The sequence below is a fragment of the Streptomyces sp. NPDC001292 genome, assembly GCF_042896465.1.
Taxonomy (GTDB): domain Bacteria; phylum Actinomycetota; class Actinomycetes; order Streptomycetales; family Streptomycetaceae; genus Streptomyces.
Window position 1 is genome coordinate 65,965 of the sequence record NZ_JBIAXG010000029.1, and the last position, 17,130, is coordinate 83,094.

A 17,130-nucleotide genomic window follows, 5' to 3' on the forward strand; every position below is an offset into this window, starting at 1 on the left:
GCGTCAGCGCCGCCGCGACCGAGGCCAGGTCGAGTGCCGAGTCGCGCAGCGGCACCTCCAGTGGCCTCGCGCCCGCCGGGTCACACTCAGCGGCACAGTGGAGCGCAAGAGCCTGATCCCGGTCACCGTGCGGCTGTGCGACAGCGTCGACGGCGTGGTGGAGGTGGTGAACCGGCTCGGCTTCGACCGGGACGACACCGTGAACCCTCCCGCCGTACGCGGCGGTTCGGCTCCTTCCCAGGTCGGTGTGCGCGCGGCGCCGGGCGGCGAGCACGGCCTGTCGTCGGTGCTGTCACCCACCCCGGCTCCGCTCCCGGCGCCGGTGGTGAGCCGGTAGTCACACGTCCAGGATCAGACGTTCTCCCCGGCACCGCGAGACGCAGATCATCATGGTCTCGCCCGCCGCGCGTTCCTCGTCGCTGAGCACCCGGTCACGGTGGTCCGGCTCGCCCCCGAGAACCGCCGTCTCGCAGGTCCCGCAGACACCTTCCCGGCAGGAGCTGAGCGTCCGCACGCCCGCCTGTGACAGCGCGTCGAGGATCGACTGGCGGGCGCCCACGGTGATTTCGCGGCCGTCGCGGGTCCGCACCGTGAACGGCCGGTCGTCCTCGCGCCGCGCGCCCCCGGGGTCGGCGGTGAAGTGCTCCACGGTGAGCCGGGTGCCGGGGCGGGTCCGGGCGTAGTCCTCGACGGCGGTGAGCAGTCCGGGCGGACCGCACGCGTACACGCCGGCGTCCGCCGCTCCCAGCCCGTCGAGCTCCGCCGCGATGTCGGCGACGCCCGACTCGTCGTCCCGGTGGAGCCGCACCCTGTCCCCGTACCGGGCCAACTCCTCGGTGAACGCCATGGAGGCGGCGGCGCGCCCCAGATACAGCAGCGTCCAATCCCTGCCCGCCGCGTCGAGCGCGGCCGCCATCGGCAGAAGGGGCGTGATCCCGATGCCTCCGGCGACGAGGACGTAGCGGTCGGCTCCGAGGTCCAGCGGGAAGGTGTTGCGGGGGGTGCTCACCAGCAGGGTGTCCCCGGCCCGGACACGGTCGTGCAGGTGGACCGAGCCGCCGCGCCCGCCGGGTTCGCGCAGCACCGCGATCCGCCAGCGTGCTTCGTCCGGGTCCGACGACAGGGAGTACTGCCGGATCAGATCGCGGGAGAGCACGACGTCGATGTGGGCCCCCGGCGTCCACCGCGGCAGGGCCCGGCCGTTGCGCGCCGCCAGGACGAGGGAGACGACTCCCGCCGCCTCCGTCGTCACCTCCTCGACCGTGACGGTCACGAACTGCTGCGCCGGCATGGCTCCTCCGTCTCCGACTCGGCCTGTGCGGGGCGCCTTCACGGCGCCCCGATCGCCGCATCGTGCGGACCGCGGCCACCGCGCGGCAACGGCCTTTCTCAGCAGGCGATAACAGCCGTGTCCCGGAAGCCCGCCGCCGAACTACCGTCCCTGTGCGGAAGCCGGCACAAGACGGCACAGCCCGGCGACCCGCGCACTCGACCACCACCCGCGCCCACCCGAGGGGGCCTGATGACCAGCAGCACCGCCGACGGCGTCGTCGCATCCATCCCGGACGACCCCTACGACGACGCCAACCTGACCGACCCCTACCCGCTGTTCGACCGCATGCGCGAGGCGGGGCCGGCGGTGTGGCTGGAGCAGTACGGCGTCCACGCCTTCACCCGCTTCGAGCAGTGCCGGCAGATCCTCGCCGACCACGAGAGGTTCATCTCCGGCGCCGGGGTCGGTCCGCGCAACTACCACCAGGAGCCGCCTTGGCGCCCCGCGGGCATCCTCGACTCCGACCCGCCCGCGCACACCCCGCTGCGCACCGCGATGTCCGGAGTGATCTCCCCCCGCAACATCCGGGTGCTGCGCGCCGCGTTCCAGGAGTTCGCCGTGCGGCTCGTGGACCGGGTCCTGGAACAGCGCGAGTTCGACGCGATCACCGAGCTGGCCGAGCTGTTCCCGATCGAGGTGTTCGGCAACGCGGTCGGCATACCCCGCGAAGGGCGAGCGGAGAACCTGCTGCCGCACGGTGCCATGAACTTCTCCGCGTTCGGCCCCGAGGACGCCCGCTACGCCCGGTACTTCGCCGCCGGTGAGGGGACCGTCGAGTGGGTGATGAGCAACTGCGCCCGCGAGAACCTGAGCCCGGACGGCCTCGGCGCCAAGATCTGGGAGTACGCCGACCAGGGCGTGATCACCTCGGACGAGGCGACCCGGCTGGTGCGCGCCCTGCTGTCGGCGGGCCTGGACACGACCGTACTGGCCATCGGCAACACCATGAAATGCCTGGCCACCCACGCCTCCGAGTGGGCGGCCCTGCACGAGAGCCCCCCGCTGGCCCGGTTCGCCATCGACGAGGCGCTGCGCTTCGAGTCGCCCTTCCAGTCCTTCTTCCGCACCACTTCCCGCAAGGCCGAATTCCACGGGGTCCGCCTTGCCGAGGACGCGAAGATCGCGCTCTTCATGGGCGCGGCCAACCGCGATCCGCGCCGGTTCGGGGACGACGCCGGCGAGTACCGGATCGAGCGGGACGCCTCAGGGCACCTGGCCTTCGGCATCGGCATCCACCAGTGCGTGGGCCAGCCGATCTCCCGGCTGGAGATGGACGTCCTGTTCAGCGAGCTGGCCCGGCGGGTGCGGACGGTGGAACTCGTGGGTGAGCCGGTGCCGTTCCTGCACAACACGCTGCGGGGCTGGACGCACCTGCCGGTCCGGGTCACCCCTGCCTGAGGAGCCGCGGGGACCGCCCGGCGGATGCCAGCGGCCCGTGTTCACCCGATGGGCAACGGCGCGGCCCGGTGCTCCAGCAACTCGCCGAGCTGTCGGCCGGCCGCCCGCAGCCGGCTCCGGGCGTGCCGGCGCCAGGCCGAGCCGCACCGGCTCTCGGGCCCGGCCACGGTCAGCGCGCACAGCACCTCACCTCCCGCCACGACGGGCACCGCCACCGCCACCGCGCCCTCGCTCAACTCGCCCCTGGTGACCAGGAAACCGCTCCGGCGGACCCGGTCGATCTCGTTGGCCAGCTGGGCGCGTCCGAGGGTGCGGGCGGTGATGCCGCGCAGCGGCTGCTCCAGGACGTGGTCGATCACGGCACGCGGCGCATGGGCCAGCAGCAGGCGCTGGCCCGCTCCCGCGTAGAGCGGCAGCAGCTGGTTGATCCGGAACGCCATCCGGATCGGGTGGGGCGACTGGGTCTGGCGCAGGCACATGGCCCGTGTGCCGACCCGCACGGTCAGCACGGCCGTCTCGCCGGTCGCGTCCGTCAGCTCCTGGAGCAGCCCGTGGCCCAGCTCGACCAGGCGGGTGTGGGTCAGGTGCTGGCCGGAGATCTCCAGCAGCCGCCAGCCGGGAGCGTAGGTGCCCGCGCGCTCCTCCACCAGGTCCAGCTCGCGCAGGGTACGCAGATACCGGTAGACGGTGCTCACGGGGATCCCGGCGTCGGCGGCGATCTTCTCGACCCGGGACTCACCGGACTCTGCCACGCTGATCAGCACGTTGAGGCCGCGCTGGAACGAGACGCCGGGTGACACCCCGGACCGGCCCGTACCGCCTTCATCGCCCGCACCGTACGGGACCACTTTTGTCATGAAGCCCTCCCTCGACCTGCCCATGGGGCGTCAGCGGTCGCCGTGCGGAGCGACGGGGGCGTCAGCGTAAACGATCGTCCCCGCCTCGCACGAGACCTCGACCGTGCCGCATCGCAGGCTCTCGCGCACACCGCGTTCTCGCCCCGTGAGAACGCTTCTCGCCGTGTCGCGAACCCCGCTCCCGCACTGCGGCGACCGCTCCCGCACGGGCCGCGGCCGGCGCTTTTGCGGCCACCGCCGCCGGCCGGACCGCCGTGGACACCGGAAGGTGACGGTGCCGTTCGGGCGATTCCGTCGTCCCGGTCAGCGGGCGAGGCCGCCCAACGCGGTCAGCAGCCGGTCGACGTCGTCGGCGCGGTTGTACGGCGCGAGCCCGACCCGTACGCCGCCCTCGTCGCCCAGACCGAGGCGGCGTACGGCCTCCACCGCGTAGAAGGAACCGGCGGGGGCGTCGACCGCGTGCTCGGCCAGGTGCCGGGAGACGTCAGCCGGGCGCAGTCCCGCCACGGTGAACAGCAGGGTCGGGGTGCGCCGCACGGCACGTGAGTGCACGGTGATCCCGCCGAGGTCGGCCAGCCCCTGCTCGATCCGCGCCCGGCCCCGGTTGGCCAGCGGGCGGGCGAGTGCCTCCCCGATGGCGTCGATGACCGGCTGGGGTGTCTGTGTACCACCGGGTGCGTCGAAGCGTGCGGAGCCGGATTTCAGGGCGGGTATCCGCGCGCGGATCACGTCGACGTCGAGGGCCATGTGAACTCATGGGTGCGCTCGGGGACTTCGGGCGGGCGTCAGACGACGCGCTCCTTGGGCCGGGGCGGCATGTACGTGGTGCGGCTGGGCCGCACCCCGAGCCGCACCTGCGACTGCAGCCACATCGCCCACGTCCCGTTGGGGCGGGTGAGACCGGTCGGCGCGTCGTGGGCGTCGGCGATGCCGTGAAAGTTCAGCGGCCGCGCCGGTGGAGCTCCAGGTCCGCGACCACGGGTCGGTGGTCGGACGCCTCCGTGGCGACCTCCCGGGCACCGACCACGGTGATGTCGGGGGAGACGGTCACGAAGTCGATACGCTTTTCCGGACGGACCGCCGGGTACGTCCCGCCGCCGTCCGGGTCGGCGTCCCCGAGGTGCTGCCACAGCGGTGCCAACTCCGGAGCGTTCGCCTCGGTGTTGAAGTCCCCGACCAGGACCTTCGGACCGCGGTCGGCGGCGAGCACGTCGAGCATGTCCGCCACCTGGGCCCTGCGGACCGACGGGTCGGCCCGGTAGTCCAGGTGCGTGTCGTAGACGTGCACGTGCGAACCCCTGACGTCGAGCGTCACCTCGGCGAAGCCGGGCGCCGGGGCCGGCACCGGATCGGTCGTCTGGGTGGAGAGCCGGGTGATCTCGTGGTTCTCGGCCTCGAGCACCGGGTGACGACTCAGCACGGCGACGCCGAACTGGCGGCGGTCCGCGCCCTGGGTGGCCGGGTCCATGTCGTAGATCGGTGCGAAGAAGACCCGCATGTCCAGCTTCCCGGCCAGCGTCCGGGCCTCGTCGACGAAGTCGCTGCGGGCGCCCCAGTGGACGTCGACCTCCTGGAGGCCGACCACGTCGGCGTGCAGATCACGTATCGCCCGCGCGGTGCGGTCGAGGTCGAAGACCTCGTCCTCGCCGGCTCCGGCGTGGATGTTGTAGGTCGCCACCCGCAGCGGCACCGCCGGGGCGCGGGACCCGGCGGGGCCGGCGTCCGCGGCCGTCGCCGGTGCCGTCACGGCGAGCGCGGCGGTGGCGGCGAGCACGGCGGCGAGGCCGCGCCGGACAGGACGTCGGAACGTGGGCTTCATGCCTTCGACCCCTTCACCGGTCTCCTTGGACAGTCACACAACGGCCGCTGTGACGAGTGTGGTTGACGATGCAGCCCGCGTCGAGACCGCGTCCGTGCAGTCCCTGATGGCGGGTCAGCGCCACGGCGGGCCGACGTCCCCGCCATGGCGCATCGCGTGGGACTGGAGGGTCCACGTCAGACGTCATATGATCCGCTGGCGCGGCCTCGGGGCGCACGCCTCCTACACGTGCTCCTTCCCCTACCGCGTCGTCTACCAGGAGGACCTGGACGCGGGGCACTTCACACCGGTGACCGAGTGGACCTCGACCTCGGACGACACCGTCACCGTCACCGTGGTCAGGCACACCGGCCGGCGCGTCGAACTGAGCTGACCCGGCCCCTCGGCGAACCGCCTCGCGGGAGAACTCCCGCGAGGCGGTGTCTCATTCCTGTCCGGAGACGGCCATCTCGCCCAGCAGCGACCAGTCGTCCTGCTCAAGGGTGGTGTTGACGATCCGAGGCGTCTCGGCCAGGTGGGGCGGCAGGGTCCGCCGCGCGGCCTTGAAGTGCTCCGACTGCACGTGGGCCGCCCCCGCCTCGTCATCGCGGAAGGCCTCGACCAGGACGTACTCCGTCGGGTCCTCGACGCTGCGGGACCAGTCGAACCACAGGCAGCCGGGCTCGGCGCGGGTGGCCGCGGTGAACTCGGCGGCGATCTGCGGCCACTGGTCGGCGTACTCGGGGCGGACACGGAACTTGGCGGTGATGAAGATCATCGGTCTCCCTCATTGGTTCTCTGCGCGCAGCCGCGCCGCCCGCTGCGGTCCCACGCGCGAAAGGCGCCACACGGGTGTCGCTCCGCGGGCCGGGACGGGCCGGTGGGTGGGGCGGTTCGGCTGAACACGGCCGTAGCCGTGACAGGCCGGACACGGCAGGCTGTGATGATCGTAGCCGACGAAGAACAGACCGCCCGGGGGTGCGGCGGTGTGCCGCCGGAAGGGGGAGGGGACGGAACCTGATGGGGATTGCGCTGATGGTGGTGTTGACCGCCGTCGTGGCCGCGGCCGTCGTGACGGGCCTGGTACGGGCCGGGCGACGCGAGGCGCAGGCGGAGAGGACCCGACTCGCCGAGGAGGCGCGGCGGCAGGCGCGCCGGTCGCTGGACGCGGTCTGGGCGATGGACGACCGGCAGTTCGAGGGGTACGTCGCCGAACTGTGCCGCCGGGACGGCTGCACCGACGTCCGGCGGGTCGGTGGCGCCGGCGATCTGGGCGCGGACGTGACCGGCCGCCTGCCCGACGGCCGCCGCATCGTCATCCAGTGCAAGCGGTACGCCAAGCACCGCAGTGTCGGCAGCCGGGACCTCCAGACCTTCAACGGCACCGCACGGGCCGAGCACCGGGCCGACGTCCCGGTCTTCGTCGCCTCCTGCGTGTTCACCAGGCCGGCCCGTGAGTTCGCGGCCCGGCACCGGCTGTGCCTCATCGACGTCAATCTGCTCGGCTTCTGGAACAGCGGTACCGCGTTTTGGCCTCGTTCCTGGACCTGGACATCGGCCGGTCCGGAACCAACCGCCGACTGCGCCCGGACCACGACTGACGGGAGCCCCGTACGGGACTCCGGCGGGATGCCCCGCATGCGCACGGCACACGAGGCATCCCGTCCGGTCAGGCAGCGGAGTCGGTGCCTTCTCCGTCCTCCCCGTGCGGGAGCCGGCGAAGCCGCAGCACGGCGGCCGCCGCCGTGCCGGCGCCGGCCAGGGCCAGCACCAGCAGGAGCATCCGGTCGGAGACGGCCTCGCCGAGCCGCCTGGCGCCGCTCTCCCAGGCCGCCTCGGTGTCGACGTCGAGCAGGGAGGGCAGTGCCGAGGTGCCGTCGAAGAGCAGGAACACGACCCCCAGCAGCACGAAGAGGCTCCCGCCGGCGAGCGAGGTGGTGTGCACGCTCAGCGGTCCCCACCGCAGCGCGCGCCCCCGCAGCCAGCGCCGGCGGCCGAGGTCCCAGCGGTCCCAGAGCAGCGCCAGGACGAACAGCGGAACGGCCATGCCCAGCGCGTAGACGGCCAGCAGGAGCCCGCCGTGCGCCGGGCTGCCGTCGAGCGCCGCGACGGTGAGGATGCCGCCGAGAATGGGACCCGCGCAGAAGCCCGCCAAGCCGTAGACGGCGCCCAGGGCGAAGACGGACACGGCGGACCCGGTCCTGCGGGTGCCCGCAGCCTGCTGCAGACGGCGGGAGCCGAAGCCGAGGCCCAGGATCTGCGCCAGTCCCAGCCCGATCATCGTCCAGCCGCCGAGCATGACCAGCAGGTCGCGGTGCCCGTAGAACAGGCGGCTGGCGAAGGAGCCGGCCACGCCGAGCGGCACCAGCGTGGTGCACAGCCCCGCGTAGAAGACGGCGGTACGCAGCGACAGGCGGGTGCGGCTGGTGAAGGAGTAGGCGAAGAACGCCGGCAGCAGCAGCGCACTGCACGGGCTGAGCAGCGCCAGCAGGCCGCCGAGGAAGGCGGTCGCGGCGGTGATCCCGCTCATCGCCCAGCTTCCTTCGCGGCCTTCTCGACGGCGGCGGTGAACGTGCTCAGCGGCTGCGCGCCCAGGATGGGTGTGGCGTTGACGAGAAAGGCGGGCGTGCTGGACACCCCCAGCGCGTATCCCTCCTCCTGGTCCCTGCTCACCGACACCCCGGCGGCCTCGGACTTCAGGTCGGCCTCGAAGCGGTCGAGGTCGGCGACGCCCGCCTCGCGGGCCATCTCGCGAAGCCGGGAGGAGGAGAAACTGCCCTTGTTGCGCGGGCGTTCCTTGGCGTAGACGACGTCGTGGAACTGCCAGAACCGTCCTTGCCGTCCGGCGGCCCAGGAGGCTCGGGCGACCCGTTCCGATTCGGCGCCGAACACGGGGAAGTTGCGCCACTCGATGCGCAGCACTCCCTTGTCCACGTACGAGCGGACGAGTTCCGGCTTGGTTTCCCGCGCGAACTTGCCGCAGAACGGGCACTGGAAGTCCTCGTAGGCGATCAGTACGACCGGCGCGTCGGCACGACCCAGGGCCAGCGGGTCCTTCTGGTCCCTGCGGGCCAGGGCGAGCAGCGACTTCTGCTGTTCGTCGGGGGTGGCATCGCCGGCGGACGGCGAGACGTCGGACGGCGAGACGGCGGCCGCCGGCCGGTCCCGGGACACGGAATCCCCGGAACCGCCGCCGAGGGCGGCGACCGCGGCGACGACGGCCGCCGTACCGCCGCCCACGGCGATCCAGATCAGGCGGCGACGGTGGGCACGAGAGGAAGAAGGCATGGGGCACCTCCGAAAGTGAAGTGTGCGAAGGAGAGGGGAAGGGCAGTGGTCAGGCGACGGGCCGCACGGGGCAGGCCGCCTCGGTGGCCAGGCGCCGCAGCGCGGCCTCGGCCAGCAGGATGAGGGCGAGCACCGCGACCGCGGGTTGCAGGGGTGCCCAGTAACTCAGCGCGCCGGAGGCCCCCAGCAGGAGCAGGGCTGCCTTGTTGCAGACGGGGCAGCCGACGGCGAGGAAGGACAGCACCGCGCCGGCCGACCCGAGCGAACGCCCGGACGCGTCGTCACGGCCCGCGACGGGCCGGGCTCGCACATAGGTGGCGAGCACCACGGCCGACAGCACGGCGGTGAGGACCAGCGTCGGGTAGTTCCACCACACCGGCGGCACCGAGCGGGAGAACAGCGGGGTCGGGATGAGGGCGGTGGGAACGCCCAGGACGAGGACCGCCAAGGGCGTGGCCGCCGCGACAGCGGCCCAGCGGCGTCGGGGCCAGCAGCGCAGGGCGGCCCACGCCGCACGGGGGGAGCGGGACACGGACAACGGATGACTCTCCGGTCGTACGGGGTGACAGGGACGCGGACACGGCGCGCGGGCCTACACCCGTCGTACGGAGAGTTCGGTGAGGTCGGGAGGAGACGGTTCCGGCCCGTAGCGCCGGACCTCCCTGTACGCGGACGCCCGCGCCGGTGCCGTGTCGTCGGCTTGCGCCGGCAGGGCACGGGCGAGCGGCGCACCGAACCGGAACTGCTGTTGCTCCGGCTGCGCCTTCTTCAGGCACGGCGCGTTTCCCGTGGCGGCGGGCGCGCCGTGACCGGCGTCGTCCAGCGTCTCGGGACACGGTGCCATGTGCGGGCCGGCCGCGGTCGAGGAGGGCACTGCCCGGAACGCGGGCGGGGAGGAGGTCGTGGCGCAGAACAGTGCGGCCAGCAGGACGAGCAGCGCGAGGCCGGCGCCCATGGCACCGTGCCGCTTGCGACGCATCGCCGTTCCTCCACTCCCTGGGTCCCGACACCATAGCCCAGGTACCCCCGGGCGTATCGAAGCCGGGACCGGGCGCGTCATCACAGCGGGACCAGGGACCACCCCTCGTGCTGACGGAGGGCCAGGTGCCACACGGCGGCCGGTACGACCCCCACGCCGGACACGAGGGTGTCAGCGGTCAGGCCGCGCCCCGAGAGACTGTTGGCGCAGGCGAGGACACGTGCCCCGCTCTCCAGCAGCCGGGTGACCTGTTCGCCGGCCTCTTCCCCCAGCACGAGGTCCAGTCCGGCGCCGTGGACGACGACCTCGACCTCGACGGGCCGATCCGCCGCCGCCACCAGGTTCTGCACCGCGCGCACCACGCGGTCCGGTTGAGGCGCCGCCACGACGACACGTACGGGAGCGGGGAGAGCGGACCTGGCGGCCTCGGCGTTCTCGGCGTTCATGGGGCCACCCTCGCACACCGGGCGGCGCCTCGACGCGGGTCCGCGCGCGGCGCCGCACGACGCGGCGGCGAAGCGGTCCGCCCGGCCGAGCCGGGCATTCTCCTCGCGGCCGCGCCGCCGCCGTGCCCGGGTGCTGTCAGCGGTCCTGGGACAGACGCAGGAGGTCCGCGAAGACCCCGTTCGCCTGGACGAGTTCGTCGTACGGCCCCTGCTCGGTGATGCGGCCCTGCTCCATGACCACGACGTGGTCGGCGATCCTGGTGTTCTCCAGGCGGTGCGTGATGACGATGGTGATGCGTTCGCCGGCGATGGCCTTGATCTTCCCGAAGATTCCGTGCTCGCCGCGCGGGTCCATCTGCGAGGTCGGTTCGTCCAGGATCAGCAGCGGGGTCTGCCGGTAGAGCGCGCGTCCGCAGACCAGGCGCTGCCACTGGCCGCCGGACAGTTCGGCTCCGCCCCACAGCTCCTTGGCGAGGAGGGTGTCGAGCTGCTGCGGCAGCTTCTCGACCGCCTCCCGCATGCCGACGGCCTCGACCGCCTCCCAGACCGGTCCGTCGTCGTAGGTGCGGGGCTGGCCGAGGGTGATGTTCTCGCGGGTGCGCAGGGGCCAGCAGGCGAAGTTCTGGGGGACGAGGGCGGTGCGCTTCCACACGGCGTCGGGGTCGGCGTGGGCGAGGTCGGTGCCGTCCCACAGGACGCGGCCCTTGTCGGCGAGGAGGACACCGGTGATGAGCTTGGCCAAGGTGGACTTGCCCGAGCCGTTCTCGCCGACGATGGCGAGGATCTGGCCCCGGCGCAGGGTGAGCGACACCCCGTTGACGGCCGGTTCGTCCTTGCCGGGGTACCGGTGGACGACCTCCTCGAGCCGGATCTCGTCCACCCGTTCGGGGATGGTGAGTTCACCACGCCTGGGGGCGCGTTCGCGGGCCATGTCGAGGAAGGACCGCATGTCGGCGAGGTAGAGCGAGGTGTGGAACATGGCGGCGCCGTTGACGACGAACTGCGAGAGCGCGGCCAGTGTGGTCTGCACGGCGACCACGGCGGTGGCGGCGACCGGCAGGGCGACGCGGCCGGTGGTGGCCAGCCAGGCGAGGGTGGCCCAGGTGGCGAGCAGGAACACGCCGCCCAGGGCGCTGGTCGCCAGCACGATCCGCAGCATGCGGGGCGCGGCGGTGAGGGTGCGCTGGTCGATGCGGTCGGACAGGGCGCGGTACCAGTGGACGAGGTAGCCGGTCATGCCGTTGGCGCGGACCTCGTCCCCGAAGCGCGAGTAGGTGGCCCACCAGCGCATCATGGAGCGCACGTTGCGGTCGCCGACGTTGAGGTAGTGGGTCTCGTAGTCGACGCGCGCGGACAGTACGGCGCCGACACCGGCCGGGACGACGGCCAGCAGGAGCAGCGGCAGCATCAGCGGGTGCAGGGCGGTGATGACACCGCTCGCGGCGATCATGCGGATCAGGGCGGCCGTGAACCGCTGGCTGTCCTGCACCATGAACCGGGTCCGGGTGACACCGACCTCGGCGGCCTCCTGCCGGTCGGCGAAACCGTCCTCGCCGTACGCCGACGCCTCGACCCGGCACACGGCGGCGACGAGCGCGATGTCGGCCTCGGTCATCAGCAGCGGGGTGATCCGCCCGTCGGCGTAGGAGGACAGGGCGCTGCCGATCCGGCCGAGGCCCGCGGCGGCCATCACCACGATCAGCGCGGGCAACGCGCCGTGCAGGCGTTCGGACACGGTGCCCGTGCCGAGGACATGGGTCATGGCCCGCGCGGTGAACGCGAGGACCAGCGCGGCCGTGGCGCCCGTGAGGAGCTGGCAGGCCAGGAGGAGCACCACGCCGGTCCTGTCGACGGACCAGGCCATGCGCGCGGTGTGCCCGAGCACGGCGGGAAGCCGCCGGCACATGGCGCCGAAACCGGCCTCCGCAAGCGGGTTCCTGCCGAGCTTGCCCTCGAAGGTGATGGTGGCCGGCGGTGGAGGGGGAGGCGTCTTCCCGTTCGCGGTCGAGGCGTCAGTCACAGTCACCTGCATCCCTCCTTGGGGCTCGCACCGCGCCTGGGTGGCTCGGCAGTGCCCGGTACAACGAGGTGCGGGGAGAATCGAACACGCTCGATTCCGGACGCGGTGGACCCCTTGAGGAGCAAGGGCTCGTCCGCGCGGTCGCCGCAGTGGAGCCGCCGCCGAGCGGTGGCAGGGTGGCCGAAACGCCGATGCACGAGACACCTGAGGCGCGTGGGTTTCCGCAGGGCAGGCCCGAGCGGCCGGCAGGCCGAGGCCCGCGGCCGCTCGATCTCACGACGGCTGCCGCCGATCGGCGGCGTCCGGCCGGTTCCGGCCGGGCGCCACGGCAGTGCGGGTACCGGTGCGGTGTCTGAGCGTGAAGGCCTGCCAGGCGGCCAGGAGCAGCAGTGTGCCGGCTTCGGCCAGGAGGCTGAGCAGGGCCTGCGGGGCAGGTTGCAGGCCGTGCTCGGTGAAACCGAACACGCCCACGGTGCGGGAGGCTGCGAAGCCGCCGAGGGCGCCCAGCGCCACACCCGCGGCGGCGAGCTTCAGCAGCGGCGGCATTCCGATCAGCAGCAGCGCGGCGACCGCGAAGGAGACACTCGCCTGGAGCAGGAACAGGGGGCCCACGACGCGGATGAAGCGGTACTCGTCGACGTAGAGCCGGGCGTGGATGTATCCGCTCCCGGCGAGCGTGGCGGCGATCGCGGCACGCACGGCCGGGGCGAGAAGTCTTTCGAAGGTCATGCCAGCCTCTCGTCCTTGATCGCCAGCTCCCGGGCACCCTGCCGGTAGCCCACCGTGCGGATGCCGAGCGCGTCCTTGAGCTGCCGGGCGGGCACGACCTGCGGGGTCGGCGCGGGGGCCCGTCCGGGCCTCGGCAGCGGATAGGCCGTGGTGGTGGCGGAGTGGAAGGTGATGTTGCCCTCCGTCTTGGTGAACAACTGGTGGACATGCCCGTTGAGACAGGTGACGGAGGAGAAGCGGCGCAGGAGCGCGATGACGCGCAACGCGTCGTCCGTACTCCAGCCCCACTGCGGGTACATGGCGAACAGCGGGATGTGGCTGAAGACCACGATGGGCGTGTCCGACGACAGTCCCGTGAGGTCCTTGCGGACGAACTCGACCTGCTGGTCGCCGAGGTGACCGAGCTTCTCCAGGCTCAGGGTGTTGACCAGGGCGATGAAGTGCACGCCATGGGTGTCGAAGCTGTACCAGCCGTCCCCGAGAGTGCCCTTGCCGAAGGTCTTCCGGTAGGCGCGGCCCGCGTCGCCTATGGAGTCGTGCTCGCCGGGCACGGTGAAGACGCGGTCGGTCTCCATACCGGTCATCATCTGCCTGACCTGGTCGAACTGCGAGGGCGTGGAGAGATGGGTCAGATCGCCGCTGTGCATGACGAAGTCGGGCCGGAAACCGAGCGAGTTGACCTGGCGGATCGCTTCGGAGAAGGAGCCGGCCACGTCCATGTTCGCCGGGCCCTGGAAGCCGATGTGGCTGTCGGAGACCTGCACGAACCGCAGTGCGCCGCTCGCCGTCGTGCCGCTTCCCGCAGCGGCGGCGCCGGCGGCCGTGGTTCCGGGGGCCCCGCGCGTGTCGGCGATATGACTGATCACCTCTCCACTGGCCACGGTCAGCACTACGGCCCCGCCGAACCACCCCGCGTGCCGCAGGAGTTGGCGCCGGGTCATGCCGTTCGGCCCGGCGGGCGGCTCGGTGTCGTCCACCGGTGCCGGATCGGTCCTGTCATCGGGCCTCTCGTCGGGCCCGTCGGGGTACGCGGTCATCGGGTCACCTCCACGGTGGCGGTCATGAAGGGATGGATCGTGCAGAGGTAGTGGTAGGTGCCGGGCTCGGTGAACCGGTGGCTGTAGATGGCGTGGGTGGCCAGGGCGGGCGAGTGCAACGGGCCGCCCGATCCGGCGCTCGTGACGGTGTGGGCGTCGGTGTCCTGGTTGGTCCAGGTCACGGTCGTGCCCGCTTTGATCTTCAGCGTGGCGGGGGAGAACGCGAAGTTCTTGATCGCCACGGCGTTCCCCGACACGGGCGAGGCCGGTGCGTGCGCGCTCGGAGACGTCATGGGCATGATCATGCTGGGCATCGCCGGAGCGCCGGCCGAGGAGCCCGCCGTGCCCCCCTGCCCGGCGGCGCCGGGCGTCCCGGCCGGCTGACTCTGTCGCTGACCAGGTGTGATGGCGGCGGACGGGGAGTGCGACGGCTGGCCGCACGCGCTGAGCAGCCCGAGCGCGCCGACGGCTGCGACGGCCAGCCCGCAGGCCGCGAGACGCGAGCGCCGGCGTGGGGGACAGGGGGGACCGATGTTCAGGTGCATGGTGTCAGTTCCCAACTGATCGGGACGGAGAAGCCGGGTGGGACCGCGCGCGACCGCGCGAGGCCACACCGTGAGAGATATGACGCGTATCTGCGCTCTTGTGTGGTTTCACGGACGGCGGGTGCCGTACGGTTCGGTGACCGAGCACCTTTGTGGGACTTCTCTGGGACCAGTGATGGGACCTCTCCGCGACCGGCGGCGGCCTGCCGGATGCGACACGACAAAGGGGAACATCTGCGCGATGATCGGCATATGCCATGGACTCACCGAAAACGTGGTCCAACGGCCGATCCGGACCGCCCCGCGCACCGTGTCCCTGGTATGGGGACCGCTTCGACCACGGACGAGGAAATGCTCCGCACTCTGTACGCCGAGCATGCGGGCCCCCTGTTCCGCTACGCGCTGCGCCTGACCTCAGGAGACCGGCAGTGGGCCGAGGACGTCGTGCAGGAGACGCTGCTGCGTGCGTGGCAGCACCCCGCCGCGTTCGAACCGGCTCGCGGCCCGGCGCGAGCATGGCTGTGCACGGTCGCCCGGCACGTGGTCATCGACGGCCACCGGGCCCGCAAGGCCAGGCCGGCCGAGGTGGACGGCGAGGCCCTGGAGCAGGCCGCCGAGCAGACGCGGGGCGAGGACCAGATCGAGCAGGCACTGCAGAGCTGGGCGGTGGCCGACGCCCTGCGGACGCTGTCCCCGGACCACCGCGCCGTACTGCTGGAGACGTACTACCGGGGCCGGACCATGGCGGAAGCCGCCGACGTGCTGGGCATTCCGCTGGGCACCGTGAAGTCGCGGACCTACTACGCCCTGCACGCCCTCAGGCTGGCGCTCCGGGAACGGGGGATCGAGCCATGACGGCGGCGTGGAGGAGGTGCCGACCATGAACGCGGACCATGACGCCCTCCGGCTGGCGCTGGGCGGATACGTCCTGGGCACGCTGTCCCCGGCGGAGAGCGAGCAGGTGCGCGCCCACCTCGCGGTGTGCGACGAGTGCCGGCAGGAACACGCCGAGCTGGGGGGACTTCCGGCCCTGCTCGCGACGGTCACCGAAGCCGAAGTCGCAGCTGACGCCGGAGCCGAAGCCGCGGGGCCGACGATGCCCGCGGTCAGCGGGGACCTGGCCGACCGGCTGGTGCGGCGGGCCGCCGAGAGCGCGTCGAACGCGCCTCCGGCACGCTCCGACGCGTCTGCGGCCCCTTCGGCGTCCGAAGCGGGCCTCCTCGACCGGATGCTCCAGCAGGCCGCGGCCAGGCGCCGCAGGACCTGGCGGCTGCAGTGGGCCGGAGCCGCCGCCTCTTTGACGTTCATCGCGGCGGCGATCGGCGGTACATGGCTCGCGGCGAGCGGATCCGTGGTCAGTGAGGCGACGCCGCCCGGACCGACCGCGCAGGCACCCGCGCGCACCTTCTCCGGACACGATCCCGCCACCGGCGTCACCGCTTCGGTGAAGGTCTCGCCCTCTGCGTGGGGCAGCGTCCTCCAGGTCTACGCCGGAGGGGCGCCCGCCGGCGTCGTCTGCCGGCTGCAGGCGATCGGGTCCGGCGGGACCAGGGCCGACGCCGCCACCTGGCGAGCGGGCCAGTACCCTCCCGGCACCAGGATCCCAGGAGCCGTCGCCCTCTCACCGGGAGCCATCGAGCACTTCGAGATCATCGCGGGCAACGGTCAGAAGCTGGTGACGATGCGAGCGTAGGTGCCCGTCACCCGTAGAAATGCTGTGAAAGGTGCAATCAGCCCCGAACCGTGTGGTACCGCTCTCCGTGCAACTGGATGAGGGGTTCAACTCGGGTACCGCCGAACCGATTCCACCCGATTCCCGGGCGGCCCCTCGGATTCCGGCCTCCGCACCCCTACAGAAGAGCCACAAGACCATGTTTGTGACCGATCCCGCCTGCCAGAGCCCACCCCTGCTCTCGCACTGCCGCCACCAGGCACTGCTCACTCTCCCCGCGCAGGCGGCGCACGTCTCGGCCGCCCGTCACTTCGCGGCGGATCTGCTGGACTGCTGGCGCGTTCCCGAGAGCGAGCGGGACTCCGCCGTCCTCATCGTCGACGAACTCGCCGCGAACGCCGCCCAGTACGGCCGTGAGCACATGACGCTGCTGCTCCTCCTCGACCACGGCACCCTGCACATCGTCGTCAGCGACTCCGGAACCGCCGTGGAGCACCGCCACCGCGAGACGGCCCCGGACGAACACGGCCGCGGCACCGGCATCGTCCGCTACCTCGCGGAGTCGACCGAGGTCCATCAGACGCGCGGCGGCCGTGAGGTCCGCGCCTGCCTGCGGTGCCGGGCGTGATGGAATCCCGTGCCCGCCCGGTCACGGGTGGGGGGCACGGTCACGGGTGGGGACGCCGGCGAGACGCGGGTCCGCGCCTATTCCTCATCGCCCGTTGTCATTTCCACGTCGACCACTCCGTCGCTCCGTGGTCCCGTGCTTCCCCGGCCAGGGACGGAAGAAGGCGGCAGACTCCGCCATGAAGGCGAGAGCCCGTGCGGCCGCCTTGCGGTACCACTCCAGGGCCTGCTGGACTTTCCCGCGGCGCTTGAGCAGGACGGCCAGGTTCTGCATGGCGCCCGGGACGCCGAGGAGAGCTCCTCGACGTCGACCACTCCGTCGCTCCGTGGTCCCGTGCTTCCCCGGCCAGGGACGGAAGAAGGCGGCAGACTCCGCCATGAAGGCGAGAGCCCGTGCGGCC

20 protein-coding genes and 2 pseudogenes are annotated in these 17,130 nt (G+C 72.3%); 7 read left to right on the top strand and 15 right to left on the bottom strand.

The features are described from left to right. The first annotated feature begins 97 nt into the window (after positions 1 to 97). Positions 98 to 337 carry a hypothetical protein gene (locus ACFY4A_RS27125; protein WP_390831959.1) on the top strand — a complete coding sequence of 80 codons (240 nt, stop codon included), beginning with the start codon at positions 98 to 100 and terminating at the stop codon, positions 335 to 337. On the opposite strand, the gene ACFY4A_RS27130 is transcribed toward ACFY4A_RS27125, so the two are convergent. Then, entirely contained in the window at positions 338 to 1,291 is a 954-nt protein-coding gene (locus tag ACFY4A_RS27130) for a PDR/VanB family oxidoreductase (protein ID WP_390831960.1), read from the bottom strand. Between the two features lie 231 nt (positions 1,292 to 1,522). Between ACFY4A_RS27130 and ACFY4A_RS27135 the strand changes: the two genes are divergently transcribed. After that, the gene (locus tag ACFY4A_RS27135; protein ID WP_390831961.1) at positions 1,523 to 2,731 is read left to right on the top strand and encodes a cytochrome P450; all 1,209 of its coding nucleotides are present in this window, start codon (positions 1,523 to 1,525) and stop codon (positions 2,729 to 2,731) included. A 41-nt stretch (positions 2,732 to 2,772) separates the two neighbouring features. Here the strand turns inward: ACFY4A_RS27135 and ACFY4A_RS27140 are convergent, their stop codons facing one another. From ACFY4A_RS27140 to ACFY4A_RS27150, 3 genes and pseudogenes are all read right to left on the bottom strand, one after another. Beyond that, the gene (locus ACFY4A_RS27140) at positions 2,773 to 3,588 is read right to left on the bottom strand and encodes an IclR family transcriptional regulator (RefSeq protein WP_390831962.1); all 816 of its coding nucleotides are present in this window, start codon (positions 3,586 to 3,588) and stop codon (positions 2,773 to 2,775) included. A gap of 303 nt (positions 3,589 to 3,891) precedes the next feature. Further along, positions 3,892 to 4,185, bottom strand: a pseudogene (locus tag ACFY4A_RS27145) (aminotransferase class V-fold PLP-dependent enzyme); the annotation flags it as partial. Positions 4,186 to 4,528: 343 nt separating this feature from the next. After that, entirely contained in the window at positions 4,529 to 5,407 is an 879-nt protein-coding gene (locus ACFY4A_RS27150; RefSeq protein WP_390831963.1) for an endonuclease/exonuclease/phosphatase family protein, read from the bottom strand. A gap of 49 nt (positions 5,408 to 5,456) precedes the next feature. Between ACFY4A_RS27150 and ACFY4A_RS27155 the strand changes: the two genes are divergently transcribed. Beyond that, on the top strand, positions 5,457 to 5,780 hold the full coding sequence (locus ACFY4A_RS27155) for a hypothetical protein (protein ID WP_390831964.1): 324 nt from the start codon (positions 5,457 to 5,459) through the stop codon (positions 5,778 to 5,780). Between the two features lie 51 nt (positions 5,781 to 5,831). Here the strand turns inward: ACFY4A_RS27155 and ACFY4A_RS27160 are convergent, their stop codons facing one another. After that, the gene (locus ACFY4A_RS27160; protein ID WP_390831965.1) at positions 5,832 to 6,164 is read right to left on the bottom strand and encodes a putative quinol monooxygenase; all 333 of its coding nucleotides are present in this window, start codon (positions 6,162 to 6,164) and stop codon (positions 5,832 to 5,834) included. A 401-nt stretch (positions 6,165 to 6,565) separates the two neighbouring features. On the opposite strand from ACFY4A_RS27160, the pseudogene ACFY4A_RS27165 reads away from it, so the two are divergent. After that, positions 6,566 to 6,823: pseudogene (locus tag ACFY4A_RS27165) on the top strand (restriction endonuclease); the annotation flags it as partial. Positions 6,824 to 7,055: 232 nt separating this feature from the next. Here the strand turns inward: ACFY4A_RS27165 and ACFY4A_RS27170 are convergent. The 9 genes from ACFY4A_RS27170 to ACFY4A_RS27210 all read right to left on the bottom strand — a co-directional run bounded on the left by ACFY4A_RS27170 (position 7,056) and on the right by ACFY4A_RS27210 (position 14,178). Beyond that, on the bottom strand, positions 7,056 to 7,916 hold the full coding sequence (locus ACFY4A_RS27170) for a cytochrome c biogenesis CcdA family protein (RefSeq protein ID WP_390831966.1): 861 nt from the start codon (positions 7,914 to 7,916) through the stop codon (positions 7,056 to 7,058). After that, the gene (locus ACFY4A_RS27175; RefSeq protein ID WP_390831967.1) at positions 7,913 to 8,674 is read right to left on the bottom strand and encodes a DsbA family protein; all 762 of its coding nucleotides are present in this window, start codon (positions 8,672 to 8,674) and stop codon (positions 7,913 to 7,915) included. Before ACFY4A_RS27175 ends, ACFY4A_RS27170 begins: the two co-directional genes overlap by 4 nt. Positions 8,675 to 8,723: 49 nt before the next feature. Continuing rightward, the gene (locus tag ACFY4A_RS27180) at positions 8,724 to 9,206 is read right to left on the bottom strand and encodes a hypothetical protein (protein ID WP_390831968.1); all 483 of its coding nucleotides are present in this window, start codon (positions 9,204 to 9,206) and stop codon (positions 8,724 to 8,726) included. Between the two features lie 60 nt (positions 9,207 to 9,266). Beyond that, entirely contained in the window at positions 9,267 to 9,653 is a 387-nt protein-coding gene (locus tag ACFY4A_RS27185; RefSeq protein ID WP_390831969.1) for a hypothetical protein, read from the bottom strand. 80 nt (positions 9,654 to 9,733) lie between these two features. Further along, positions 9,734 to 10,099 (bottom strand): DsrE family protein, encoded by a 366-nt coding sequence (locus ACFY4A_RS27190; protein ID WP_390831970.1) that lies wholly within the window; start codon positions 10,097 to 10,099, stop codon positions 9,734 to 9,736. A 136-nt stretch (positions 10,100 to 10,235) separates the two neighbouring features. Continuing rightward, positions 10,236 to 12,131 carry an ATP-binding cassette domain-containing protein gene (locus ACFY4A_RS27195; protein ID WP_390831971.1) on the bottom strand — a complete coding sequence of 632 codons (1,896 nt, stop codon included), beginning with the start codon at positions 12,129 to 12,131 and terminating at the stop codon, positions 10,236 to 10,238. A gap of 261 nt (positions 12,132 to 12,392) precedes the next feature. Continuing rightward, positions 12,393 to 12,848, bottom strand: coding sequence for a hypothetical protein (locus ACFY4A_RS27200; protein WP_390831972.1), 456 nt, complete (start codon positions 12,846 to 12,848; stop codon positions 12,393 to 12,395). Next, positions 12,845 to 13,885 (bottom strand): metallophosphoesterase family protein, encoded by a 1,041-nt coding sequence (locus ACFY4A_RS27205; RefSeq protein ID WP_390831973.1) that lies wholly within the window; start codon positions 13,883 to 13,885, stop codon positions 12,845 to 12,847. The genes ACFY4A_RS27200 and ACFY4A_RS27205 overlap by 4 nt, the downstream gene beginning before the upstream one ends. After that, complete coding sequence (locus tag ACFY4A_RS27210) at positions 13,882 to 14,178, bottom strand: plastocyanin/azurin family copper-binding protein (protein ID WP_390831974.1); 297 nt, start codon at positions 14,176 to 14,178, stop codon at positions 13,882 to 13,884. Before ACFY4A_RS27210 ends, ACFY4A_RS27205 begins: the two co-directional genes overlap by 4 nt. A 573-nt stretch (positions 14,179 to 14,751) precedes the next feature. Here ACFY4A_RS27210 and ACFY4A_RS27215 point away from each other — a divergent pair. The 3 genes from ACFY4A_RS27215 (at position 14,752) to ACFY4A_RS27225 (ending at position 16,730) form a co-directional block, all read left to right on the top strand. Next, positions 14,752 to 15,285 (top strand): sigma-70 family RNA polymerase sigma factor, encoded by a 534-nt coding sequence (locus ACFY4A_RS27215; RefSeq protein ID WP_390831975.1) that lies wholly within the window; start codon positions 14,752 to 14,754, stop codon positions 15,283 to 15,285. Positions 15,286 to 15,310: 25 nt separating this feature from the next. Then, positions 15,311 to 16,123 (top strand): zf-HC2 domain-containing protein, encoded by an 813-nt coding sequence (locus tag ACFY4A_RS27220; protein WP_390831976.1) that lies wholly within the window; start codon positions 15,311 to 15,313, stop codon positions 16,121 to 16,123. Between the two features lie 178 nt (positions 16,124 to 16,301). Further along, on the top strand, positions 16,302 to 16,730 hold the full coding sequence (locus ACFY4A_RS27225) for an ATP-binding protein (protein ID WP_390831977.1): 429 nt from the start codon (positions 16,302 to 16,304) through the stop codon (positions 16,728 to 16,730). Positions 16,731 to 16,814: 84 nt separating this feature from the next. Here ACFY4A_RS27225 and ACFY4A_RS27230 read toward each other — a convergent pair. Beyond that, positions 16,815 to 17,130: hypothetical protein (locus tag ACFY4A_RS27230; RefSeq protein ID WP_390831978.1), on the bottom strand; the 316-nt coding region annotated here is incomplete at its 5' end.

Excerpts from the sequence above, each read along its gene's own strand:
- ACFY4A_RS27225 (WP_390831977.1), top strand. The coding sequence starts at position 16,302 with ATGTTTGTGACCGATCCCGCCTGCCAGAGCCCACCCCTGCTCTCGCAC.
- ACFY4A_RS27190 (WP_390831970.1), bottom strand. The coding sequence starts at position 10,099 with ATGAACGCCGAGAACGCCGAGGCCGCCAGGTCCGCTCTCCCCGCTCCC.
- ACFY4A_RS27140 (WP_390831962.1), bottom strand. The coding sequence starts at position 3,588 with ATGACAAAAGTGGTCCCGTACGGTGCGGGCGATGAAGGCGGTACGGGC.
- ACFY4A_RS27205 (WP_390831973.1), bottom strand. The coding sequence starts at position 13,885 with ATGACCGCGTACCCCGACGGGCCCGACGAGAGGCCCGATGACAGGACC.
- ACFY4A_RS27220 (WP_390831976.1), top strand. The coding sequence starts at position 15,311 with ATGAACGCGGACCATGACGCCCTCCGGCTGGCGCTGGGCGGATACGTC.
- ACFY4A_RS27150 (WP_390831963.1), bottom strand. The coding sequence starts at position 5,407 with ATGAAGCCCACGTTCCGACGTCCTGTCCGGCGCGGCCTCGCCGCCGTG.
- ACFY4A_RS27170 (WP_390831966.1), bottom strand. The coding sequence starts at position 7,916 with ATGAGCGGGATCACCGCCGCGACCGCCTTCCTCGGCGGCCTGCTGGCG.
- ACFY4A_RS27215 (WP_390831975.1), top strand. The coding sequence starts at position 14,752 with ATGGGGACCGCTTCGACCACGGACGAGGAAATGCTCCGCACTCTGTAC.
- ACFY4A_RS27210 (WP_390831974.1), bottom strand. The coding sequence starts at position 14,178 with ATGACGTCTCCGAGCGCGCACGCACCGGCCTCGCCCGTGTCGGGGAAC.
- ACFY4A_RS27160 (WP_390831965.1), bottom strand. The coding sequence starts at position 6,164 with ATGATCTTCATCACCGCCAAGTTCCGTGTCCGCCCCGAGTACGCCGAC.
- ACFY4A_RS27175 (WP_390831967.1), bottom strand. The coding sequence starts at position 8,674 with ATGCCTTCTTCCTCTCGTGCCCACCGTCGCCGCCTGATCTGGATCGCC.
- ACFY4A_RS27200 (WP_390831972.1), bottom strand. The coding sequence starts at position 12,848 with ATGACCTTCGAAAGACTTCTCGCCCCGGCCGTGCGTGCCGCGATCGCC.
- ACFY4A_RS27130 (WP_390831960.1), bottom strand. The coding sequence starts at position 1,291 with ATGCCGGCGCAGCAGTTCGTGACCGTCACGGTCGAGGAGGTGACGACG.
- ACFY4A_RS27135 (WP_390831961.1), top strand. The coding sequence starts at position 1,523 with ATGACCAGCAGCACCGCCGACGGCGTCGTCGCATCCATCCCGGACGAC.
- ACFY4A_RS27195 (WP_390831971.1), bottom strand. The coding sequence starts at position 12,131 with ATGCAGGTGACTGTGACTGACGCCTCGACCGCGAACGGGAAGACGCCT.
- ACFY4A_RS27185 (WP_390831969.1), bottom strand. The coding sequence starts at position 9,653 with ATGCGTCGCAAGCGGCACGGTGCCATGGGCGCCGGCCTCGCGCTGCTC.